Source organism: Xenorhabdus sp. KK7.4 (assembly GCF_963876465.1).
Lineage (GTDB): Bacteria > Pseudomonadota > Gammaproteobacteria > Enterobacterales > Enterobacteriaceae > Xenorhabdus > Xenorhabdus stockiae.
Window position 1 is genome coordinate 1 of record NZ_CAWNQF010000091.1, and the last position, 20,880, is coordinate 20,880.

The 20,880-nt window shown below is 46.2% G+C and carries 24 protein-coding genes; 3 read left to right on the top strand and 21 right to left on the bottom strand.

Annotated features, from left to right (window positions below):
* Window positions 1-167: 167 nt before the first annotated feature.
* The gene (locus tag AACS90_RS16540; protein WP_206601863.1) at window positions 168-458 is read right to left on the bottom strand and encodes a hypothetical protein; all 291 of its coding nucleotides are present in this window, start codon (window positions 456-458) and stop codon (window positions 168-170) included.
* A 591-nt stretch (window positions 459-1,049) separates the two neighbouring features.
* Window positions 1,050-1,385, bottom strand: a complete 336-nt coding sequence (locus tag AACS90_RS16545; RefSeq protein WP_099123326.1) for an NIPSNAP family protein — start codon at window positions 1,383-1,385, stop codon at window positions 1,050-1,052.
* 1,415 nt (window positions 1,386-2,800) lie between these two features.
* On the opposite strand from AACS90_RS16545, the gene AACS90_RS16550 reads away from it, so the two are divergent.
* Window positions 2,801-3,013: a phage tail fiber protein gene (locus tag AACS90_RS16550; protein ID WP_099123327.1), complete on the top strand. Its 213-nt coding sequence runs from the start codon at window positions 2,801-2,803 to the stop codon at window positions 3,011-3,013.
* A 91-nt stretch (window positions 3,014-3,104) separates the two neighbouring features.
* On the opposite strand, the gene AACS90_RS16555 is transcribed toward AACS90_RS16550, so the two are convergent.
* From AACS90_RS16555 to AACS90_RS16565, 3 genes are all read right to left on the bottom strand, one after another.
* The gene (locus AACS90_RS16555) at window positions 3,105-3,485 is read right to left on the bottom strand and encodes a LecA/PA-IL family lectin (RefSeq protein WP_099123328.1); all 381 of its coding nucleotides are present in this window, start codon (window positions 3,483-3,485) and stop codon (window positions 3,105-3,107) included.
* A gap of 52 nt (window positions 3,486-3,537) precedes the next feature.
* Window positions 3,538-4,716 (bottom strand): phage tail fiber protein, encoded by a 1,179-nt coding sequence (locus AACS90_RS16560; protein ID WP_099123329.1) that lies wholly within the window; start codon window positions 4,714-4,716, stop codon window positions 3,538-3,540.
* Window positions 4,717-5,266: 550 nt separating this feature from the next.
* Window positions 5,267-5,479 carry a hypothetical protein gene (locus AACS90_RS16565; protein ID WP_099123330.1) on the bottom strand — a complete coding sequence of 71 codons (213 nt, stop codon included), beginning with the start codon at window positions 5,477-5,479 and terminating at the stop codon, window positions 5,267-5,269.
* A gap of 355 nt (window positions 5,480-5,834) precedes the next feature.
* Here AACS90_RS16565 and AACS90_RS16570 point away from each other — a divergent pair, with 355 nt between their 5' ends.
* Together AACS90_RS16570 and AACS90_RS16580 are read left to right on the top strand one after the other, a co-directional pair.
* The gene (locus tag AACS90_RS16570) at window positions 5,835-6,575 is read left to right on the top strand and encodes a Thoeris anti-defense Tad2 family protein (RefSeq protein WP_099123331.1); all 741 of its coding nucleotides are present in this window, start codon (window positions 5,835-5,837) and stop codon (window positions 6,573-6,575) included.
* A gap of 682 nt (window positions 6,576-7,257) precedes the next feature.
* Window positions 7,258-7,548: a Rha family transcriptional regulator gene (locus AACS90_RS16580; protein WP_153043694.1), complete on the top strand. Its 291-nt coding sequence runs from the start codon at window positions 7,258-7,260 to the stop codon at window positions 7,546-7,548.
* A 63-nt stretch (window positions 7,549-7,611) separates the two neighbouring features.
* Here the strand turns inward: AACS90_RS16580 and AACS90_RS16585 are convergent, their stop codons facing one another.
* From AACS90_RS16585 to AACS90_RS16660, 16 genes are all read right to left on the bottom strand, one after another.
* The gene (locus tag AACS90_RS16585; RefSeq protein ID WP_099123332.1) at window positions 7,612-8,232 is read right to left on the bottom strand and encodes a hypothetical protein; all 621 of its coding nucleotides are present in this window, start codon (window positions 8,230-8,232) and stop codon (window positions 7,612-7,614) included.
* Between the two features lies 1 nt (window position 8,233).
* Window positions 8,234-8,599, bottom strand: coding sequence for a hypothetical protein (locus AACS90_RS16590; RefSeq protein ID WP_244590319.1), 366 nt, complete (start codon window positions 8,597-8,599; stop codon window positions 8,234-8,236).
* Complete coding sequence (locus tag AACS90_RS16595; RefSeq protein WP_099123334.1) at window positions 8,599-11,871, bottom strand: host specificity protein J; 3,273 nt, start codon at window positions 11,869-11,871, stop codon at window positions 8,599-8,601. Before AACS90_RS16595 ends, AACS90_RS16590 begins: the two co-directional genes overlap by 1 nt.
* 44 nt (window positions 11,872-11,915) lie before the next feature.
* Window positions 11,916-12,545, bottom strand: coding sequence for a tail assembly protein (locus AACS90_RS16600; protein ID WP_099123335.1), 630 nt, complete (start codon window positions 12,543-12,545; stop codon window positions 11,916-11,918).
* Between the two features lie 80 nt (window positions 12,546-12,625).
* Window positions 12,626-12,817, bottom strand: a complete 192-nt coding sequence (locus AACS90_RS16605; protein ID WP_099123336.1) for a hypothetical protein — start codon at window positions 12,815-12,817, stop codon at window positions 12,626-12,628.
* Window positions 12,818-12,928: 111 nt separating this feature from the next.
* Window positions 12,929-13,327: a hypothetical protein gene (locus AACS90_RS16610; protein ID WP_241538312.1), complete on the bottom strand. Its 399-nt coding sequence runs from the start codon at window positions 13,325-13,327 to the stop codon at window positions 12,929-12,931.
* Window positions 13,328-13,417: 90 nt separating this feature from the next.
* Window positions 13,418-14,110 (bottom strand): C40 family peptidase, encoded by a 693-nt coding sequence (locus tag AACS90_RS16615; RefSeq protein WP_099123337.1) that lies wholly within the window; start codon window positions 14,108-14,110, stop codon window positions 13,418-13,420.
* 2 nt (window positions 14,111-14,112) lie between these two features.
* A complete protein-coding gene (locus AACS90_RS16620; RefSeq protein WP_371635683.1) occupies window positions 14,113-14,865 on the bottom strand; it encodes a phage minor tail protein L in 753 nt (250 codons plus the stop codon).
* Between the two features lie 6 nt (window positions 14,866-14,871).
* Entirely contained in the window at window positions 14,872-15,204 is a 333-nt protein-coding gene (locus AACS90_RS16625; protein WP_099123339.1) for a phage tail protein, read from the bottom strand.
* Window positions 15,204-18,581: a tape measure protein gene (locus tag AACS90_RS16630; RefSeq protein WP_099123340.1), complete on the bottom strand. Its 3,378-nt coding sequence runs from the start codon at window positions 18,579-18,581 to the stop codon at window positions 15,204-15,206. Before AACS90_RS16630 ends, AACS90_RS16625 begins: the two co-directional genes overlap by 1 nt.
* Before the next feature lie 8 nt (window positions 18,582-18,589).
* Complete coding sequence (locus AACS90_RS16635; RefSeq protein WP_099123341.1) at window positions 18,590-18,856, bottom strand: phage tail assembly protein T; 267 nt, start codon at window positions 18,854-18,856, stop codon at window positions 18,590-18,592.
* A gap of 8 nt (window positions 18,857-18,864) precedes the next feature.
* Window positions 18,865-19,248 (bottom strand): phage tail assembly chaperone, encoded by a 384-nt coding sequence (locus tag AACS90_RS16640; RefSeq protein ID WP_099123342.1) that lies wholly within the window; start codon window positions 19,246-19,248, stop codon window positions 18,865-18,867.
* A complete protein-coding gene (locus AACS90_RS16645) occupies window positions 19,248-19,715 on the bottom strand; it encodes a phage tail tube protein (protein WP_099123343.1) in 468 nt (155 codons plus the stop codon). The genes AACS90_RS16640 and AACS90_RS16645 overlap by 1 nt, the downstream gene beginning before the upstream one ends.
* A 32-nt stretch (window positions 19,716-19,747) precedes the next feature.
* Complete coding sequence (locus AACS90_RS16650; RefSeq protein WP_099123344.1) at window positions 19,748-20,083, bottom strand: hypothetical protein; 336 nt, start codon at window positions 20,081-20,083, stop codon at window positions 19,748-19,750.
* Window positions 20,080-20,523: an HK97-gp10 family putative phage morphogenesis protein gene (locus AACS90_RS16655; protein ID WP_099123345.1), complete on the bottom strand. Its 444-nt coding sequence runs from the start codon at window positions 20,521-20,523 to the stop codon at window positions 20,080-20,082. The genes AACS90_RS16650 and AACS90_RS16655 overlap by 4 nt, the downstream gene beginning before the upstream one ends.
* The coding region (locus tag AACS90_RS16660; RefSeq protein WP_371635686.1) for a phage head closure protein at window positions 20,520-20,880 on the bottom strand (361 nt) is incomplete at its 5' end. The genes AACS90_RS16660 and AACS90_RS16655, both read right to left, overlap by 4 nt.

Genomic DNA, 20,880 nt, shown 5'->3' on the forward strand with positions numbered 1-20,880 from the left:
CGCAAGGTGTTTTAACAAATCAAAAGGGGTTTTTATAGCTGCCTCATCGCTGAAAGCTCTACGGAACCCCCTGCCTAGCAGGGGGTTTTCTATATACAATCAGGATTACCCGCATACGTCGGGTAATCTGTTTTCTAATAACTGATTACCTAATAAGAGTGTCTGTCTTATTTGTCATCGTCAAATTCTACTTTAATTCTGACGGCAGATGGGCACTTTTCATCTAACGACTGGCGATAGCGAGTACAACCTCGCATAAACTGCGGCCAGTCCGGTACTTCAATTTCTGTGTGTTTATATTCTGGCAACAATCCCCATAAATCAGGATGATACCAGCAAAGATCATGACCGGATGAATCTCTGTGCTCTCTTATTCCTTCCCTGAGCTTCTTGATTTCTTCAATTAATTGCTCTTTCGACATATTATTGAGATCAGAGTCAGCCAAATTCTTTCCCAAAATAAAGCTCCTGCAATAAATAATGTTACTGTTCAAATGTAAAAAAACCTCGCCAAAGCGAGGTGACAAAATTTATATCATAATCATTTATTATGACAACATAATCCCGATCATTAACGTTACTGCAATCCAGAAACCTAAAAATTTCATATAACACATCCAGTTACTGTTCATTTTTCGACTCCCTCATTATCAAACAAACATTCGCAGCAACACAGTCAATGCTGTCAGGTATCATGGTATAATCCAACCATTGATAATATAATTCAAATAAAAACAAATAATTATATTTATTTTTATTTACTTAAATACATAAATGTTTATACAATTATTTATACATAGATAACTGAACGAATCTATAAGCTCGGTATAAGATGAGAACATTAATTACTAAGGCAATAACTGACGATGAATTTCGTCGGTAGTGAAAGGTCAGTACGTTAAATATACCAACCCTGTGAAGAGGTTGCGCTGAATTTCGTCGGAACCTATTGCAAAGGCAGTTAACTCTATATGGAGAGGCTACCCAATAATTTTGGGTTGGCTGAACTCTGCTTTTTAAAATGGTAAAGAATCAGCTTTATTCTGGTGCTACTTAATTCTTAAGGTATTGATAGCCGATACAGGCATTTCGATAACCGTTTTAACACTCTTATCAATTTTCTCAATAATCCCCGTTCTGGGGCCGTTTATCCATGCATCACTTTTATAAAATCTGCCCTGTACAGCCGACAGTTCGTCCATATCTTCAAATGCCCGGATAAGATAATAGCAATCTGGGTCATGCTGCGAGTTACCGAAACTCACCACATCAATTCCCTGTGAACGATGTAACGGAACGCTGACGTTTACCATAATTTCATGAAACTGACTGCCGGTTCCTTTCTTTAACTCGTACTGGAGGATTTCGATGATCTTGTTATCCATGTATTCGCCTTACGTATTGTTATTCTTAATGGTGTGAGCATAACGAATAATACCGAAAATATGGCAGCAGTATAGCTATTAAGCGATAGAGGAATCAGCTAACTGATATCCCTGCCAGTCAGAAGCCTTTCCCGTAACCATAGCGACTATCGAGGATACATTCTTCTTCTGTCTTCGTGCCATGTTCCATCGCCTATAGATGAACTGGTTTTTCAATAATGAAAAAAATCAATAAGTTAAATCACTACGAACGTAATACGTACGGAGTCACTGAGTTACATTAAGTAACCTTGTGCTAGACGGCTTAAACTCAAGCCCACCTGAGTTATTTATAACTCATTGATATTCTCGTTCATCCTCACTTTGAGGAAAAGCAGTAACCATAGTTGGCTAACCCATTGATTTTTCGAGGTGGTCAGTTTGACCACCCGAGCAACTGAAAATTATTTTTCACCTGCTAGGCTACCCTCTTAAAGAGGTGTGGTTGCTTTTTGTGCTCCACTAAATGATGACTGCAAATTAACCGCGTCGCTAAATGATACGCGCAAAGTTTGCGCACCTCTTAATGAGGTGTACAAATTATGTGAGTCAGCCAGACTGACGCTCAAAGTGTGAGTAACTATCCGTTACGCTCAAAGTCCGATTATCGGACATTGCCCATGTTTAGGGTGGTTGCGATGGATTTCGTCGGCACAAACTGAACCTCTTAAAGAGGGGCAGTTCTTGTTCGAACAACGAGACAGGTAACCCAAAATAATTGGGTCAGTTACATAAGGGAAAATTCCGCATGTACAAAAACAAAAGGTATTGAGATTTCCCCAATACCCTAAGTGGGATATCACACTTTGAGAGGGCCACGATTTTGACTCTCTACGGCAACGATAGGGATTTCCCCAACAGTTGTTTAGCGCCTTGATTTTCTTAATCTCCGGTTCTGTGCCGGAAATAAGCAAAAACAATAGGTTACATAAAGGTGATATTTATCACTTTTAACTTATTGATATTCGTCAATTCCTGCTCAGAACCGGAATTCTGGTTTTCTGACAGAATTATATAAAATCAATGGGTTATAGCATTAAGACTAAATGCATAGGGATTTACGGGAACCGCTTAATTTTAATCTTTCCTGTATGGTGATTTGCGTTATTATAAAAATCAATCGGCTAAAGCTAGAATTTCTTTTCTATGAATAACACTAATTTCATTTTTCTTTATATATAAATTAAGCAAACGATGTTGTCTCAGCTGTCTCTGTTGTCTCGATATACTTATCATATTGTTTTATAACGATTAATTTTTAAATTTTGAGACAACTACCCCCAATTTATGTTGTCTCAATTACTGCCGTCCTTCTTGCAAAGAATACCTATCAATTTGATAAATAAAGATTTAATATAAAATTTAATGTTGTCTCAATGTATTACTCTGACGCCCGAGTATTCGAACGCAACCAGAACCAGCGGATAAAAGCCATTGTGAACGGGGAAAAAGTTTATTATCAGGATGGTGAACCGTGCGATATCCCCGAAGGTTGTCGCTTGGATATCCGTGTCCAGATGCCGGCGAATTCGGCGTGGAATGTGAAGCAGAGAGATGTAGAGAATTTTGAGTATCAGGAAATGAATTAAGAGACAACTGACTTAAGTAAAAATATGTTTCTTCGCCAAGTGAAATAAATTGCGATTACTTCACTTGGCATTGCTTCAAGGAAGATATTTATTAAATCAGTGGTTTTATTTCAGTCAGGTAATCAGGTGCATAACGTGACTCTATTTTTACATCAACGTTAAAAACCCCAGAATTATCTGCATAATTCCCATCTAAAAATAAAAGAATTAATTCACCATCTGTGGGAACTGTTTTATGGAGTAAGCCATTGCCAACTTCATAGGTTTTATCGCCAATTTTTGCAACCAGAGTATATTCCGAATTATTCGGTCCATCTACAACACCTTGAGGAGCGGTTGCTGGGTCTCCTGGGCCACCATAATATACCCATCCTTTAGCAATAATGGATATCACATCTCCTGCCTTTAGAACAAGCCCTGTGGGCTTTCCCTGTGCAGCATTTGCAGGAACAACTCCAGACCAATCATACATAGTATTACCTCCAAATTATATTTTGAAAGCGACAGAAGAATTAAGATTGTGATTATTTAGTGTCAGGCATTTGCACCCGAACAGACACAAATCTGCCATCGGGAATATCGATTAAATCACCGTCAGAGTAGCCTTCACGTATATTTCTGGCGAAAGCAGGAGCGTCTGAGTGTTCACGGTGGTAGGTCATTAATTTGATAGAGCCATCGGATAGAACTTCATGGTTGATCCAAATTAATGGTAGCTTGTTCTGGCATAGTGGGATTTCTATATTATCCAATATTCCATCAGTATTTAATCCCGAAATTCCTTTGATAAGATAAATTCCCTCAGAAACACGCTCAGTGATAGCACCTGTCGATTCGTTATTAGTAGTGAATTCACCTGTAGAATAAATCAAAATGATAGGTGAGGATTTTTTATAATATCCACTACTGTCTATGATAACATTTTCTCCTATCCTTAATGTGCTATCTTTTCGACTGAAATTATTTTCAATCCAATGGCTTAAAAAACCTCCCCATGTAGAACCATTAACATCTCCCCATGGTGTTAATACAGTACTGCCCGCATGCACTGCACCTTGAGCATAAAGCTCACCTTGAATGCCTATATTACCAGCGCGAGTATCGAAATAAATATTAGTCTTATCATCTAATGTTGATCTCATTCCGATCCCATTCCATGATAAAAGCTCAATATTATTACCGTCAAAACCAACGCTGTCCTTACTTGATATCAGTATGCCATGCCTTTCTCCTTGAATCCCTTCACCGAGACTAAAGGCGGTTTTTGTCCAGAATCTATTTGCAGTGACTTCACCATTAACAATTCCTCCAGTTTTAGGGTAGGAATTTTGAGCTTGAGTAACGGTCTCTTCTAATCCCAAATTCTTTACAAACTCCGCTTTATCCGGAATATCCGCACCATTCTTCTTTTTCTCCAGATAAAGATTGGAATTATTATTTAGGGCGTTTTGGTTAGCAGTATTGGCTAGATCATATGCTTTTTTAACAGCTTTAGAGGTTGCAACGGTTATCTCACTGTCATTGTCTATTGCATTACTTAACGTAACAAGCCCCGGTTCTGCTTGAGTTGCATATGGATGATTCCGGCTTGCCGCGTGTTCTGCAATGGCTTCTTTGATTGAATCTTTGACATATTCGGGTGTTGCAACGATCACGAGATTACTCTCGCCTGAGACAGGTACATCAGGTTTTTTATCTTGCATATTTATTCCCTCATCTAATCAACAATACACATTGCTAAATAATATGAAGGCGGTGGGAGACTTCTCCGCCGGTGAACATCAATAAAAGGGTTCATCAATACGGGAAAGTACGGCTTGACTAATATTTGATAGGGAGCATGTTTTGTGGGCAGAATGACATAAAATGACAGGCGGGAAATTAATAAAAATTGTCTCACAACTGATGAAAATTAATACCTCAGAGGGTTTAAGAAGATTATTAAATCCTCAATAAAAAAGCTCTTATAACGGAATAAATTCAAATGGTTATAACGAATCGACCAACGCATATATCGTAGTTAAATCAATATGTTAAGTGTGATTTTAGGCGTTTCGGTCAACATACTGATCGGGATTAGAGAACACCCCTTCATACTATATAAATTAGTTGGTTAATATGATTTTCGGTGGAAAAGAGATCACCCTCATGAAAGATGAATTCGAATGGTGCGATGAGTTCGATAGATTTTAATTACAATCTACAAACCATCGCTACAAGCTCAAATATCCGTTAATTCCGGTTAGTCCAAACTTACTCATTATTACTTCGGTACTTTTTACGTAACCTGAACCCAAGAATAATAAGATAAATGGCTAGTAAACTTTCAACTGAGTTATATAGCCAGTCCACTTCAATTTCAGATGTCATCCACTTTAAAATTGATACTGCGAATAAAAATATCCCACCAAAAATGAGTATTAGAGGTGTTTTTTCTCCGAGTGGTAATTTTTTTAATTGTGACATATTAAATCCTTATAATATTTACCGATGGCTATTTGATGCGAGTTTCACATATTTGGTTATTCCGAACAACTGAATCCTAACTATTTGAGATTCATTCGATATGGAAATTCCCTTAACGGAACAATTAATACTCTATGTTCAATAAAGGGTATTCGAAAGCAAATTTCAAATATACACCTCACTGGATCATTCACTCGACTAACAGACAAACTTTATCATGCGCCACCCTATTTTAAGGCGTATTGATTCTGTTACAGGCTATTCAATTGAGATAGGAACCTGACCTCAGTAATATTAACTGGCTAGTTAGCAGTAGGATGAAATGACCTTTAACGAATAATAAAGTGAGGTGTTTATGTCTGATGTTAATAAGCTGGATGATAAACAATGTCCGTTTGATCTCAGTAAATACAAAAGTAATGATGTGGTGGCTCCTATAGGTTCTCTACCGTGGGCAATCATTCAAGTATATGAAGGGAAAGCAGTAGGTCGTACTGAATGGAACTCACTTCCTGAATATATACATCTCTCGACTAAAAACGATGGAAGTGGTCCTATCCATATTGAAAAGCATAATAAAGATGGCATTTCGGAGACTTGGGAACCTACACATGAAGATTTGATGGCTTGCGACTGGGATTTTAGTTATCTGTTGTCTTTTAATCTTACATTAGGAGTCGGTAATTATAGTATTCCTGGATATTCTGCTCAAGATTGGGGTTACATATCTGACAAAGGGGACTTGGGAACTGGTGAAGTCACTTTTGGTACATTGACTGGATTGCAAACTAACACAGATATTCAAAATGTTTTAGGGTTCTATTTTACAACAGATGGTTATAGCAGTGTTGATAAGACTATATCTTTAAGTGCATCATCTGACCAGAATAATTACCAGAATGTTCTGGCATTACTCAGTAAAAATCTGTACGTGTCTGTTGATGGTAAAACCTATAATCTTGGTATTTCTGGCCCCATCGGAGATGATGTCAAATATACAGGGACTATTAGTTATACTGGTGATGAAGCGCAAAAATTAGGTGTTATATTGCAAGAAAAAGGTCAGACCAAGACTTTTTTCCTCAACTGGAAATAAATCTACATACCGAATTCAAGGCTGCTGAATGCGGCCTTTTCCACGTAAAACCACCTTTAACTCTTTGATATCCCTTATCTCCTGCATGGTGCAGGTTTAGCGCTATATCATCATTCCGTTTGAAGCGGAGGCAGTGAAAACGAACTCAGAGGCTACCCTCGTTAAGAGGGTTGGTTAAAAATAACTCGGCACGTTTAACATACCTACCTGCTGCTGAGTTCTCACTTTGCAATTATTATTTCATTGGCTGACAAATTAGCGCACTGCAAATATGTAACCTACTCATAGCGTAACTGACCCAATAATTTTAGGTCAGTTACTTAACTCATTGATATCTAATCAGACTGCAAATATGCAGTCTGGTCATAATCTGCGCGTATCTTTTAGCGACGCACAAACTTTGCGGCTGTCATTGAGTCAGTCACAAAAAGAAAAGGATAGCACGGCGAATGCTACCCTTTGACGTGACCTATATGTTATTTACAATATAAATCAACTAGTTATCTGTGTCTTTTAAGAAGAGTAGGTAACCAAGTGAAAGATATTCACGCGGTTAATAAACATACATCATTACTGACACTCTGGACTGAAAAAGGCTCAACCCGTATGTCGAAAATTGTTGATACCGACGAGGTGTGATTCTTTCTTTAAAAATGAAGTGATCACCAATAACCAAGCAGCAATGATGAGCAGCCGTGAGATTGCGGAGCTGACTGGTAAAAAAATAAGCGCTGTTCACTCTGATATTCGGGCAATAGTTCCAGCTTTGTATGCAGCAGACAATGGAGAAAAAGTACGGTCCTATGCGTGGGGGACAACCAAGGATGAGATGATCGCGTTTTTAAATCATCATAAAATTCAAGGCATTGAAGTTATTTTTGACGACAGAGGCTACGTTTATGAGTTTCTGCTCGACCGTCGTCATACAGAAATTCTCATCACTGGTTATGACGTTGTTCGCCGAGCCGGATAGCGTGGAAAGGGTGCCTTGTGTGTAAATCATGGTGGATTCCTGACATGAATAAAACGGAGAGGGTTAACCTTCTATCATGGTTAAATCGACGATAAAGCCGTCCATTAAGGGCGGTGGGCCACGCCATGTGCCGGGGTTACTCGGGCTGGCCTCATGACGCAGATAGTCATAGGTATAAGCGAGTTCAATCCGGCCATTGCCATACCGGGGCTTGAATGACTCGACATACACATCATAATCCCATTCATCATCATAAAAAGGCGGATTATCGGCCCCCGGCGAGAACCGGACATTTTTATAATGCTGGCGAGACTGGGATTTTATCAGCATAACTCCATAACGCCGCCCGGCCTCTCCCGCATGCACAAACGGTCGGTGTTGGTTATTGGGCACATCGACATAAAAAGACCGCACAAAGGACAATAATTTCATGGCCGACGAGAACATCAGCTCCCCGCGTTCGCTGTAGACCTCCAGCCCACTGTTACCCCAGGCAGACAGTTGTGAGATAGGCGCAAAGAAATACTTCCCGCCTGCGCCGTACACTTCGGCATAGTTATAGTAGCGCTCGTCCCAGCCGATATTGCTTTCATCCGCTCCGGCCTTTCTGAGAAAGCCCAGTGACGGTGTTTTATCGGACAATTGCACCAGCCCGTTATCGGTATAAAACTCTAATCCCAGCATCTTAAATCGCCCAAATCGTGACAACGTTTTGCATTTCCGCCCACGGACTGGATTGTCCGCCCCCACGCCCCATGTTTTCCCAACGATAGGTGTCATAGTCAACGTGATAGCTGAAGGTGCTGCCAGAGACGCTGAACGTGGTGAACTCATTGCTGAGCTGGGCAATCTGAATCCCGGAGCCTCCGGAGCTGCGCATACGCAGAAAGAACCGGGCAGTGACATTGCCGCCCTCACTTAATCCCGGCAAATACAGGCTGCCGGTTTTGTTCAGCGGGATCATGTGCGTCCCGAGAAAGCGCGGAATAATATTATTCGTGGTGATAATCACCCGCCCCTGCTCATCATAAATCTCTAATCCCATGCCCATTACCAAAACCCCATTCGGATACGCAAGCGTCCGCGACTGTCAAACAATTGCTTCAGGTTGTTGGTTTCCACCCAATAACCACCTGAACCCTGACCGTAACTGGTCATTTCTCCCGTGCGCATATCCAGCCTGAAGCCGGTTCTGTTGCGGGGATCGAAGTTAGCGGATTTAATTTCATCCCCGACAACCAGCTTGCGAATATTCGCCACATCAATAAAAGCATCCTGTACAAATAACTGCCCATTTTTGGCGACCATAAACGGCTCCATTTTCCCGTTAGCGGGGTTATAAAACGCAAAGTTATTCGCAGAAAACCCAATATAGGATTCCAGCTGACCGTTTTTAATCTCGCCACTAATCACCATACCCCCGGCGTTATACTTCACCCCATTGTGCTTAAGAGTGATATTCACGCTATGAATAGCGTAACCATTGCCGGGCTGATTAAACTCGGCTTGCATTTTGGTGCTGATGATCGCCTGCTGATCTTTTAGCTGCGCCTGAACACGCTGTTCGCTCTCTGCAAATGACAAGTCTAATTTATTGATGGATTTCTGGTTTTCCTGAATGGAAGAGCGATTCTCTCCGACGCTGGATTTCACTTCTTTAATGGATTGCGCCCAAGCCACTTCACGGTCAGCAAACACCCGGTCAAGTCGTTTAATTTCGGCCTTGTTTTCCCCATCCCTTGCCATCAGTTCAAAACTATTCTGTTGAATAGCGACCCCATTAATCAGGTCCGCTTCGGCCTGATAATCCAGTTGTGCCTGTAGCCGCTTTCCCGCCTCGGCTGTCAGGAACTGATTACCGGCGGCATCAATAATCCAGCTCGCATCACTGGAGGATTCGCCCCGCAGAAAGTCGGTCCACGGGGAGGGATTGCCGGATTTATCCACCAGTCGGGCACGGAAATAGAACGCGACGCCGGCCGCCAGTCCCTGCATCACATAGGTCTTTTGTGGGTAGGGAATGTCGGCCAGTAACATCAGTCCCTCGCCGTCACTCGTCGGGCTGTACTGGATTTCGGTTTTCAGTGTATCTTCGGTATGAGGGGCAAAACCCCAGTCTAACTGGATCCCGAATACAATCGGCGTGGCTTTAAAGCCCAGCGGCGCAGGCGGCTCACCGGCTTTTCCTTTGATGTTCACTTCTTCGGATGAAGCAAATAAGCTGGGTATATCAAATGCGTTTATGGCCTTGATACGGGCCTGATAGCGACCCGAATACGCATTCGGTATTTCAAATTCCGGTGATGATGTGCGGGGAATGGTCACCCAGTTACCGCTGTCCCTGCGCCACTCACCCACATAAGCAACGGCACCATCGGCTTTCGCCCATGAGATCATGACGGTCGTGGTGGAGATACCCTGCTGAACAAAAGAAAAACCCTGAAGCGTGACCGAATCCGGTGGTGATTGGACACTGGCCGGAATAACAGAAATCGGTCTCTCATCAATCCTCGCGCCGGTGTCAATGCGTTCATATTTATCAGGATCGTGATAAATGCCATTGATTTCAAACGTACCATCGTTGTTATCTTTGATACCAATGACGCGATATTGCTGAATAAATAAATCATCGGCATCCACCGCCCAGCCTGCATCTGATACCGGTGATTCACTGTATGCTGTCGTCACAGTCACCGTATTGCCGTTCACGGCCTGAACCGTCCGGCCTTCTGATTTTCCTGTCGGTAAATTGACCAACAGGCGATCCCCGGCTTTCACATCCGGCTTTCTGTCCAGTGTGATATTACGATTATCAACCGACTGAATACGGCCACCAATCACGCGCCCGGCTCTGTTTTTATGCGCAACACCAATAATCTGACTGGGCATGGGGATTTGACCATCCAGCCCGACACGGAATGAAATCAGGGTATCGCGTGAGTTGGTCAGGATCGCCCATTTTCCCCGGCGCTGTGCCTCACTCTGACGGGTGCAGCCAATGGCGGCGATATCAATCTGATTGATACCATAGCGCCGGATTAAACCGTCGTCTGAAACCACCTCAACTTCGTCTTTGTAATGGTTGTCCGGGTTTGACCAGCTCACCATGGCAACGGTGCTTCGGTTGCGCTCGCTGCCACTGCTGTAGATAAATTCACCATTGATAACGCTGGCCTGCGTGAAAATATAGGTCATGTCGTCCGGCCTGTCTGCCGTGGCAACGAACTGATTCGCGCCCCAGTAAACCGCCCCCCGGAATATCGCCCCGATATCAGTCAGTACCTTATGGGCTTCTTCGCGTGATTGAATGTAAACATCGCTGGTAAATCGCGGTTCGGTGCCGCCTTTGCCGTCCGGAACAAGCTGATCGCAGTATTGCGCCACACGATACAACTCGGTTTCGTCAACCTGTGTCCGATCTATTTTGTCACCAAGTCCGCATACATCATTCAGTAACAGATCATACAGCACCCATGCCGGGTTATTGCTGTGCGCCCATTTAAACGTGCCGTTCCAGATGCCGCTATACGTGCGGTTGACCGGATCGTAATTAGCCGGTACGCGAATAATACGCCCTTTGGGTTTGCATGAAATCAGCGGCACATTGCCATTAAATAACCGGGCGTCGAATTCAACGTATAGCAAAGCGGTATTCGGGTAACGTAATTTGGCGTCAATAATTTCAGTGAACGCCATAACGTTCATTTTATCAACAATGCGTTCACTGGTACTGTTTGCTGTTTTTCTGATAACCCGGACAGTCCAGCCGGTTTTGGCATCCGGCAGATCAATACGGTATGAACGCTCATATAAGGTGGTGGTTTTGTTGTCGATATGGGTGTCAATGACGGTCTGGTAACTGCCGCCATCAGTCGATAACTCAATGGCGTAATCAATGCGATAACCGACGGTATCTGCATTCTCTTTTTGCATCCTCAGTGCAGGCCAGCCGAGACGCACACGAACGGCAGACAGTTTCGTATTAGAGACGTAGCGTGTCCATGGTGTGGTATCCTTCAGTTCCGTGGCAATACGGATTTCATTTTCCGCCGCCGGCATACCTTTGATATAGGACTGGTGCTGAGTACCGGGACGAAATTCCCATTTCACCCCCTCAAAATTCAGGGTACCATTACTGTTCTGTAAAGGGGTGCCATCCAGATAGATATCTTTTGCGCTCAGTGCGTCAACCAGCTCCCCTTCACCCAACGCCAGTAATACCCGCGCCTTAGCCGTGGACTGAATGTTATCAGGCAGTTCGTAAGGCGTACGCCCGCCCCCACCACCACCGCCTTTTGCGCCTTCAATAATATGCCGTGTCATGATCTCCCCCTGAAATAAAAGGCCGCAGCTGGCGGTCTGAGTGGCTATTTACGCTGATTTTCAATCTGTTCGGTTTGATACTGGTCTTCGGTGTAGACCCCCGCTGAGATAATAGCTCCGCCAATCTCACGGGAGCCGTAGAGAATGGGCACCGGATTACCTTGCGCAGTCGTATTGACCGGACTCCCGAACGCATACGAAGGTTTATTTTCCGGTGATTCACGCATAGTTAGCCCCGGTGGTTGGGGAGCCAGCATTTGAGAAACGCCGCCCATTGCCATAGCCGCCCCTGACGCACCGACAAATAACGCGGTTGAGGCTGCCCAGCCCAGCGGGTTCCACCATGCGACAGCAATCATGGCGATACCCAAGACAACATTGAACAATCCGGCTCGCTTACTTCCCATCATGATGGGCATGATATGGATGTCAGCATGGCCTTTGGTCATATCCAGTTCGTTTTTGTGGTAGCTTCTGCCGCCCACAATGACCGAAAAAGTAAATCCCTGCTGATGGGCATTGAGCATAAATGCTTCGAAACCGGCAATAAGCTTGCTCATAGCCCGAAAGGCATGCAGGGCATCTCTGGCGGCATATTCAAATGTTGCACCGAATTTGGTCGCCAGTACGCCATGAAGCCGGACGGTACGAAGCGGAAGATCTGTCAGAGTCATATTTACCTCATAAAAAAACCCTCCGAAGAGGGTTAATGTTGTCTAATCGTCCAACGGCGGTATCGCTCATCAGATTACACTCAATCTATTTTATTTTTTTCTATAACTTCAACTTCTTGCTTTGGCTTCAATAAAAGAGCATGAATAAGTGCAACTATAAAAAGAAGAAAGCCATATACCCACCATCCCGCAAAACTACGGCCTTTATCAGAGGCGATTTTTGCAGGAATGAATCCTATGACAGCAGCAATACAAAGAGGTAAAATATCCATAACAGTTAATTCTCCATTTTTAAATATTACTGCAATTATAATTGTGGACGTTTATTTATGTAATTAGTTCAATCGGTGGATCTTCGCAGCTCTGTCTTTCTATATTCTGCGTTAGGTAGCTTTTGACTTAATACCGCTGGGGCATATCAATTTAAAATTAAACAAGTTTTCTTGGTCTCCATCGCTTACTATTATTACAGGCCCATGCTTCTTTAGCTTTCCATTTTTAGTTTCAATGTGTACATAATATGGTTTTTTCCCTGTGTACCCACCGTATGCATTTTTAGCATTAACCCTCCCGCAAACATAACCATCTAGTTCACCTGATGGGCGGTCTATTGGGGTAAATATTTCATCTGAAGAGTGATAAAATGAATCAAATTTTGCGCTATCTGGATCATTAAGATTATTTCTAACAAGAGATTCACCTATATTAATAAAATCTTTTTCTGTAGGCTTACATGCTGAAAGTAACAATCCAAAAATCACAATAATTAATATTTTGTTCATTCTTACCTCTTTATCTTTTCAGAATTAATTTTCTTTTCTGCTTCTACAGCACCTAACCTTCATGCTAATTATGAACACTCATCTATTCAATTAATTATAACGTAGTATCTTCACAGTTCTATCTTTCCAATACCCACCATAAGGCACCTGCTGACTTAACTGCCCATAAAGGTGATGCAGCAATAAATTTCCCTCAAGCAGCACGCCCGCATGGTTGGGGACATCAGCCTGAACCTGCATCAGTACCACATCACCCACCCGTGGCTCCGAAACCTCGGTAAAACCTGCCGACTTAAAATTATCCATATAGCGATTTTCACCCTGTTCCCACCACGGGTAATTCACCCGGTAATCCTTTAATACAATACCGTACTGCTGACGGTAATAACTCATAATGAGGCCATAGCAATCATAAATACCCAACACAAACGGACGACCAGTCAAAGGCAGTTCACTACGCGGATAGATGGTCCTGAAATCCCCTTCCGGGTAACTGACGATATGCCACGGTAATTCGGTGAAATCACATTGCGCCCTGTCTAACTCGCTGGGGTATGTGGTTGCGTCAGGGTGACTGTGAACAATGCCGGTAACCGTTCCCCACAGGGAAGCGTTTAAATAATCATTGGGGGCTAGCTGGAACTGTTCGGTGGGATTGCCTGCCAGATTTTGGCAGGGGAAGTATTTTTCTACCCGACCTTTCTGAGCCACCACACCACAGCATTCATTCGGGTAGTCAGCTTTTGCATGCGCAAAAACAGCGTCCAGCGTTTTATCGCGCATGATTACCTCCTGATAAGGGATGAGGCCGGAAAACCACCGAAGGGCAACTCATTCTCTTCGCCGTGACGTAATTTACACGCAATGACTGTGCCGGGGCAGCGATCCTGACCCGGGTCATCGGTCGGGTGGTTATTGATATCAAAATAGCGCGTTCCGGTGTAGTCGCAGCCCTTACCTGTCCGATACCAGCCACGGGCGCACCATGTACAGACCCCGTGTATTTGCCGGGTAGGGATGAATAATCCCTCCAGAGAGGCCGGGCTGGCCAGTTCAAAAACGACCACCCTGTCCGTCTCTGATACCTTTCGGTTCACATAGAACATTAACTGGCGTTCCTGCTGTGGATCGGCGGTAGGGTTTCCTTCTGTAAAGTTTCTGGCATCCAGATAATGGACAAAGGTATCGTGGATCGTCACTTTCGCCTGCACCATATCATCAAATTGTAGGCAGAGTGCGGTGACCCTGCCCTCAATGTTCGATACGGATAGGCGAGGCCGGGCCGCCTGCCCATCAGTGGACATTTCCAGCTCCTCTATCTGAACAGGCCACGGTGCATACTCTTTTCCCTGCCACCAGAGGGATTTTGGTGAGGGTGGGCTGCCTTTCTTTTCAGCTGCTTCAATCTCTTCGTCGGTCACAGGCATCCCGTATGCATGAAACCGGAGCACATCCGCCCCAAATTTCGTGCCGTCAATTTCATATAGCCGGACAATGTTCCCGGCATGGAGTTTTTGTACGTCAGCAGTAAACATCACCACTCCTTAAGGTGCATGAGCCTCAATAAATTCGGTTGAAAGTGCGTAGGATTTGTAGTCAATGGCCTGATACTTATAGGTCTCACAGCGGAACAGCCCTTTATTCGCTAACGGTGGCTGCCAGATGAAAGGCTGATGGCCTGCGTGCCGGTCAAGAAAAGCGATAATGTCAGTGATGTATTTTTCACTCCCCACAAAATCAACGTTCCATCTCATTGATTTAGGGTGAATCCCCGCACCAGAAACCTGTTCGTAACCATCGCCGAATTTTGCCTTTCGGATAGCAAACTCCACATTAGAGTTGGCGTTAACGCGCGGCAGCCATTTAAATATTTCCATTATCGCCCCCTGATGGCTTTATTGATGGCTCCACCCTGCCGCAAATCCCGATCCCGCTCAGTGTAATAAACCTGAGCGACAGCCTGTGCAAATCGCCGTCCGAAAGCTTCATTCTCCCCCTTGGATGATGTGCTTTCGGCTTTTCCTTCCGTGATATAAATCTGAATATTCGGCGCTCCTCCCATATTCCCAGCAGGGAAAACAGCTCGCACACCGAGTGAACCATCAGCGCCGCGCTTCAACGGCATAATCGCTTCCGGTCCTGCTTCCCCCATCAGACCTGCCCCCTTAGCAAAAGCAAACAGCGTCGGGCTATTAACAATTTGCCCACTGTACTGACTCAGGTTGGCCGAGGTATAAACGCCGCCTTTGGCATTCTGGGTGAACATCGACGCAAAGCCACTGAACATACCGCCGCCACCCATTGACCCCATCCCTTTCATAATGGTATTAGTGATCAAGGCCTGTGCCGCCATTTTGACCAGACTTTTCACCACATCCTGCGCCAGTGACGCGAACAGCTCCGACATCCCTTCCCGCAGGGATTTACTCCCGGTCAGCAGGCCGGTAACCATGTTCCCCATCCGCTCCTGCGTGGTCTCAAACATCGTTATTGCAAGTGACTGTAACTCACCCTGACTCGCAAAGACCTGTTTGGCCGCTTCAATCCGTTTACTGTCCGTATCGCGTTCGGCAGCAAGAATCCGTTCACCTTTGCGTTGCTGAGAGATAACTTCGGCGTCGGCATAAGTCTGATAAAGGGCTTTTTTGCGTTCCAGCTGGTTCTCAATATCCTGAATCGGATCAACATCACCCAGCAGGTCATTTTTCGCAGAAACCGCATATTGTTGGCTGGCCTCCGCCTTGCCTCTCACATCGTCTTTCCAGATTTCACTTTTTCGGTAAGTGTACTCAGCGGGGGATTCAATCTGACCATTGGCCTGCTGCCGCTGAAGTTGTTCGGTGGCCTCCTGAGTTCTTTTGGCAACATGGCGGAACGGATCAGCCTCAATAGCAGCCTGTAAATCCTGATAACGCTGCTTAGCCTCTTCCAGTTTCTGGTTTAACAGATTGAGCTGGGTGTTTTGCGCCTGTGTGAACTTCGTCACATTGCCCTGAGCCGCCGCAAACCGCTCAGCGGCGGTATTACCTTCCTGATAACGAACCGCTTCTGTGGCTAACTGGGTGTTCAGTTCCGCCACTTTTTGGGCGTAATCTTCCGCCGCTCTGGCGGCTTTCTGAGTGGCTCTTTCTGCGGCATTCCGGGCTTCCCGGGCGGCTTCGTCCTGTTTCCGCATCGCCTCGGTGTTCTGATATATCTGGGTGGCATTGTTAACCATCCGATCCACGTAGGGCTTCTGCTGCCGGTCATTCGGGTTGAGTCCCGCATCAATAGCCTTGTAGTGTGCCTCACGCTGAGCCTTGTCCAGTCCCTTTCTTCTGGAGAGATCAATTTCCCTTTCCTGATCGGCTAAAAGTGCTTTTAATTTATCATTGGGTTCAAATTTCACCTCGGGGACAGGTATACGAATACCTGAGACATCAATACCCAAACTTTTAATTTGTTCCAGCAGGCTGACAGTGAGTTTCAGTTCTTGGTTTTGCAGCGCCTGCATCACATTACCGGTTTTCCGTATCTCGTTAATAGCAGCAGTAAACTTTTTCGCTTTCTCACTGTTTATCGATTGCTGTTCACCCAGACTCGCAAGTGTGGCAGTAATTTCATCTATCGTTTTCTTTGTGGCTTCATATGCCGATTGACTTTCTGACAGCTTTGTGCTGAATTCGGTAACCTTATCGTCAACATTTTTCCCCTGACTTTGATTTTTCATGAAAGTGATGAGCCTGCTTCGGTTTATTGCCATTTCTTCCCTGAATGACTCTAAATCCTGTTTAGCAACAGCAAGATCTTCTGTCAGTTTTTCCTTGTTGATTCTGAGCTGTATAGGGTCCATTTTGCTCAGTTCTTTCCTGATATTAGCGGCTTCTTTGGCGTGCTCCCGTGCCTCTTCCTTGGCTTGTTTCTGATTCTGATACAGCAGATAAGCGGCACCGGCAGCCAGTATCAATGCACCGGGAATACCGCCTACCGCACCCAGCAGCGCGCCCCCCATCCGTTGACCCAGCGAGGTGACGGCATTCAGCCTTGACTGCGCGGCGGTTCTGGCGGCAATACTCTGAGTGACCACTGCATGCGCTTTTGCCTCTGCCTCTATCGCCCGGTTTAATCTCAGCTGGGCGGCGGTAAATTGCTGATCGTTGGTGGTTTGCAGTAACCTTGAGCGCGCCGCTAAGACATTGCGCTGGGCCTGAAGCTCCGTTGCTCTGGCATTCGCCACCTGAACCTGCGCATTACGGTAAGCCTGATCGGCGTTATTGATTTCGGCCCGGGAATTCTGGATTAACGCCGAGGTTGAGGCCTGAATTGCCGTTAGCCGGTTACCGATGGCTTTCGCCCCGAACAGGCCCGCTACGACCATCCCGGCGGCAGCAACATTGTTGATATTTTTGGACAGATCATCCAGCGTGCCGGCAAGCACACGTGTTGTTCCGGTGGCTTTGTTAACGTCTCCCACCCATTCCATGAAGGAGTTCTGCACACGGGTTAACGATTTCTCAACCGTGGCCCCCATGGATTCACTTTCGGCTCTTAACTTACCTAACTGACTCAATAAGGCCGGAATGACTTTATCCATGGTCAGCAGACCGCCATCCGCCATCGCCTTCATTTTCGTTCTGGAGACCCCGAGACCATCCGCTAAGGCCTGAAGAATGCGCCCCCCGTTCTCTGCCATGGCATTAAATTCTTCCCCCCGCAGGACACCGGAGGACATGGCCTGTGAGAACTGAATAAGCACGGAACTGGCTTCTGACGCAGAGGCCCCCGACACCCTTAACCCGGCAGACAGGGTCTCGGTCATACCGACAATCTCTTTCGTGGCATAACCTAACGCCCGCATGGGCGTGGCGGCACGGGCGAAGACGGTCGCGTTAGCTTCAAAAGAGGTACCGGTTTTCTGGCTCATTGCCATCAGCATTCGCTGGCTTTCCGCCAGATCCAGACTGGATTGTGTCGCCAGCTTTAACCTTGAATTCAGGTTGGTCCATTTATCCGCCGTTTCCACTAATTTACTGGTGGCAAAAATGCCCGCAAACGCCCCGGTCAGGCCCATCGCGGACGCTTTGACGGAAACCAGCTGATGATTCAGATCACGCAGGGCAGCACTGCTGCTTCTGGCGGCGGCAGCGGCACGGCGGTTACCGCCTTCCATCACCCGATGATAGTTTTCCCCCAGACGGGCCGCCTTGGCAATTTCACTCTGGTATGAGCTGGAATTCGCCGATATTTTAATAATAAGTTCGCGGAGTTTTGCCACAGTATTTCCTATGCGAGATGAGCAAAGAAGTGTTCGAAATCATCCTGCTGCGCGTCGTCTTGATTTCCCCATTGCAGCAACGCCTCGTTCAGACTGACTTTGACGCCCTGCGACTGATACACAGCGGCCGCAATCTGGGCGGCCTGAATATCCCCGCGCTGGTCACTGAGGGGGCTGAGACGATCATAAGCCAGCCACAGCATCAGCTCGCTGGCACTCAGCTCACGCTGCAACGCAGACAGGGTTTTGCCCAGTCGCAGGGCGAGCGTCAGCATAAAGCGGGTTAACGGGGATCGGACTTTTTTTCCGCATCATCAGGGTCAGTCACCAGACTGAGTGCCTGATGCAACAGACGGGCATGGGCCGGGGCATAGATTTTCATCACCGCCTCGGTATCGTCCGGGGTGAAAACCGGTACACCCTGTTCATCACACAGCACATCAATAAAAAGCGCGACATCAGCACGGGTATTACGCAATACCTTCTCTGCGACCGACAGGGGCACCTCCTCCTCGTCGGTTTCCGGCTGCATGATCTCATTCCATGCGACCCATGCGGCGGCAGAGGGTTCACGCAGAATAACCGTGGCATGATGCCAGTCTTGCACGGTCACGGTTTTGGTGCGAAAGCCCAGACGGGGGGTTAACGCAAGCTGGCGAAGATCCATTATGTTTTATCCTTCTGAAGTGAGGGGGTTTTCTTGACTAAGGGAGTGGGACGACCTTGCATACGTAGCGTGAATGAGGCACTGACAATGCCGTTGGCCGCCGCACTCCATGATTCCTGACGCACTTCCGCCAGAAACGTATAACCATTGCCGCTGGGGAATTTAACCCGGAAGGCATAAGCCTGATCGGTATCATAGGCCAGTCGCAGAATATCCTGTCCTTCCTCGTCGGCGGTCCAGTGCCCGGCAATCGTAATTTCAGCTGGGGCAGCCAGCCCGTTAATCATTTCCTGCTCACGGGAGCCGAGGGTGGTGACTTCGATATCGGATTTCTGACCGCCGGTGTAGCTGATTTCTTTTACCGAGGTGTCAATAGCGATCCACTTAATCGCGGGATTGCTGTCATCGTTCGCGGCCTCTGCCGAGACAGACAGCGAGGTGCCTAACGTTTTTTCGTATTTTGCCATGGGTGATCTCCGGCAGGGTTGAGGAATAAAAGTTATGTGTAGATTTTGCAGGTCAGGGTGGCGCGATAGAGTTCAGTGTCTTCTTCAAAGCCGTTCTCACGCTCCACGTCAACCGGTTGCCGGTGTTTCACGGCGTTGAGTGCGCCCTGACAAATCTGGTCGGCCTGCTCAAACGTGGTGGCATAAGCATCCACCTGAAGGCGCGTCATTTTCAGGGATGGCCCACTCAGGACATCGGTATACATATGGTAAGTAGAAAATACGCACCACGGGGAACCAGTTTCTTTTTGCGTTGAAGGGATCAAGTAAGGAAAGACCCGCCCGGGCAAAACCGGAGACAATAATTTAAACAGGTCACCGTCGTTCATTTCATTAACACCTCGTCAAGGGCTTTCAGGGCAACCGCGAAGGCCGCATCAGCCGCCTCCTCCGCTTTAGCCTCAAACGCCGGGTCAATAAACGGTCTGGGGGCCATTTTAGAGGTGCCTTTTTCCAGAAATCGCCAGTAATAGGCATTCCGTGAGTCATTCTTTTTCATACGGGTATCGCTGTTAGTACCGGACTGATTCGAACCCTGCACATAAACCCCGGCTGAAATCGTGCCGTCCCGCCCCTTTCTCCGGTTCGCGGTTCGGATATTGCGTCTGAGTTTACCGGTTCTGACCGGGGCGCGTCGGCGGGTCTCGTCGCGCAAGACTTTCGCGCTCGCCTGTGTGCTTCGGCGCAGTACGGTGTCACTTTCGGCCTTACTGAGCAGCGCTAAATCCCGTGAAAGGTCGTTGAGCGCAGAAAAATCAAGGGTGGTCATTGTTTCACGCCCTCCTGACAGAGCAACTCAAGCAGGGTCAACCGGTTATCCGGCATCACGGCCTGAATGGTGTACGTTTTATGTTTGAAAACAATGTTCATCGCGGGCTGGATGTCCGCCCGATAACGTATCCAGAACCGGACAAGGCTCTCAGACAGCACTGCTTTAGAAGCCACTAACTCGCGACCGCTGATAAATTTGGCCTCAGCCCAGACGGTCGCCACGGTATAGCGTTCTTTGATGACGCTACCGGCGGGCGTCTGGTTAGCCCGGATAGCCTGAATGGTAATGCGATGGCGAAGTCGGCCAATATCCATAGTCACCTCACAGACGGTAGCGTTTATAGGGTTGCAGCAG

What these genes read in the sequence shown, in the direction of transcription:
- AACS90_RS16655 (WP_099123345.1), bottom strand. Translation starts at nt 20,523, where the DNA reads ATGACCACCCTTGATTTTTCTGCGCTCAACGACCTTTCACGGGATTTA.
- AACS90_RS16590 (WP_244590319.1), bottom strand. Translation starts at nt 8,599, where the DNA reads ATGGGCATGGGATTAGAGATTTATGATGAGCAGGGGCGGGTGATTATC.
- AACS90_RS16600 (WP_099123335.1), bottom strand. Translation starts at nt 12,545, where the DNA reads ATGACTCTGACAGATCTTCCGCTTCGTACCGTCCGGCTTCATGGCGTA.
- AACS90_RS16595 (WP_099123334.1), bottom strand. Translation starts at nt 11,871, where the DNA reads ATGACACGGCATATTATTGAAGGCGCAAAAGGCGGTGGTGGTGGGGGC.
- AACS90_RS16605 (WP_099123336.1), bottom strand. Translation starts at nt 12,817, where the DNA reads ATGGATATTTTACCTCTTTGTATTGCTGCTGTCATAGGATTCATTCCT.
- AACS90_RS16550 (WP_099123327.1), top strand. Translation starts at nt 2,801, where the DNA reads ATGTATTACTCTGACGCCCGAGTATTCGAACGCAACCAGAACCAGCGG.
- AACS90_RS16645 (WP_099123343.1), bottom strand. Translation starts at nt 19,715, where the DNA reads ATGGCAAAATACGAAAAAACGTTAGGCACCTCGCTGTCTGTCTCGGCA.
- AACS90_RS16585 (WP_099123332.1), bottom strand. Translation starts at nt 8,232, where the DNA reads ATGCTGGGATTAGAGTTTTATACCGATAACGGGCTGGTGCAATTGTCC.
- AACS90_RS16615 (WP_099123337.1), bottom strand. Translation starts at nt 14,110, where the DNA reads ATGCGCGATAAAACGCTGGACGCTGTTTTTGCGCATGCAAAAGCTGAC.
- AACS90_RS16570 (WP_099123331.1), top strand. Translation starts at nt 5,835, where the DNA reads ATGTCTGATGTTAATAAGCTGGATGATAAACAATGTCCGTTTGATCTC.
- AACS90_RS16580 (WP_153043694.1), top strand. Translation starts at nt 7,258, where the DNA reads ATGATGAGCAGCCGTGAGATTGCGGAGCTGACTGGTAAAAAAATAAGC.
- AACS90_RS16555 (WP_099123328.1), bottom strand. Translation starts at nt 3,485, where the DNA reads ATGTATGATTGGTCTGGAGTTGTTCCTGCAAATGCTGCACAGGGAAAG.
- AACS90_RS16650 (WP_099123344.1), bottom strand. Translation starts at nt 20,083, where the DNA reads ATGAACGACGGTGACCTGTTTAAATTATTGTCTCCGGTTTTGCCCGGG.
- AACS90_RS16565 (WP_099123330.1), bottom strand. Translation starts at nt 5,479, where the DNA reads ATGTCACAATTAAAAAAATTACCACTCGGAGAAAAAACACCTCTAATA.
- AACS90_RS16625 (WP_099123339.1), bottom strand. Translation starts at nt 15,204, where the DNA reads ATGGAAATATTTAAATGGCTGCCGCGCGTTAACGCCAACTCTAATGTG.
- AACS90_RS16545 (WP_099123326.1), bottom strand. Translation starts at nt 1,385, where the DNA reads ATGGATAACAAGATCATCGAAATCCTCCAGTACGAGTTAAAGAAAGGA.
- AACS90_RS16640 (WP_099123342.1), bottom strand. Translation starts at nt 19,248, where the DNA reads ATGGATCTTCGCCAGCTTGCGTTAACCCCCCGTCTGGGCTTTCGCACC.
- AACS90_RS16560 (WP_099123329.1), bottom strand. Translation starts at nt 4,716, where the DNA reads ATGCAAGATAAAAAACCTGATGTACCTGTCTCAGGCGAGAGTAATCTC.
- AACS90_RS16610 (WP_241538312.1), bottom strand. Translation starts at nt 13,327, where the DNA reads ATGAACAAAATATTAATTATTGTGATTTTTGGATTGTTACTTTCAGCA.
- AACS90_RS16635 (WP_099123341.1), bottom strand. Translation starts at nt 18,856, where the DNA reads ATGCTGACGCTCGCCCTGCGACTGGGCAAAACCCTGTCTGCGTTGCAG.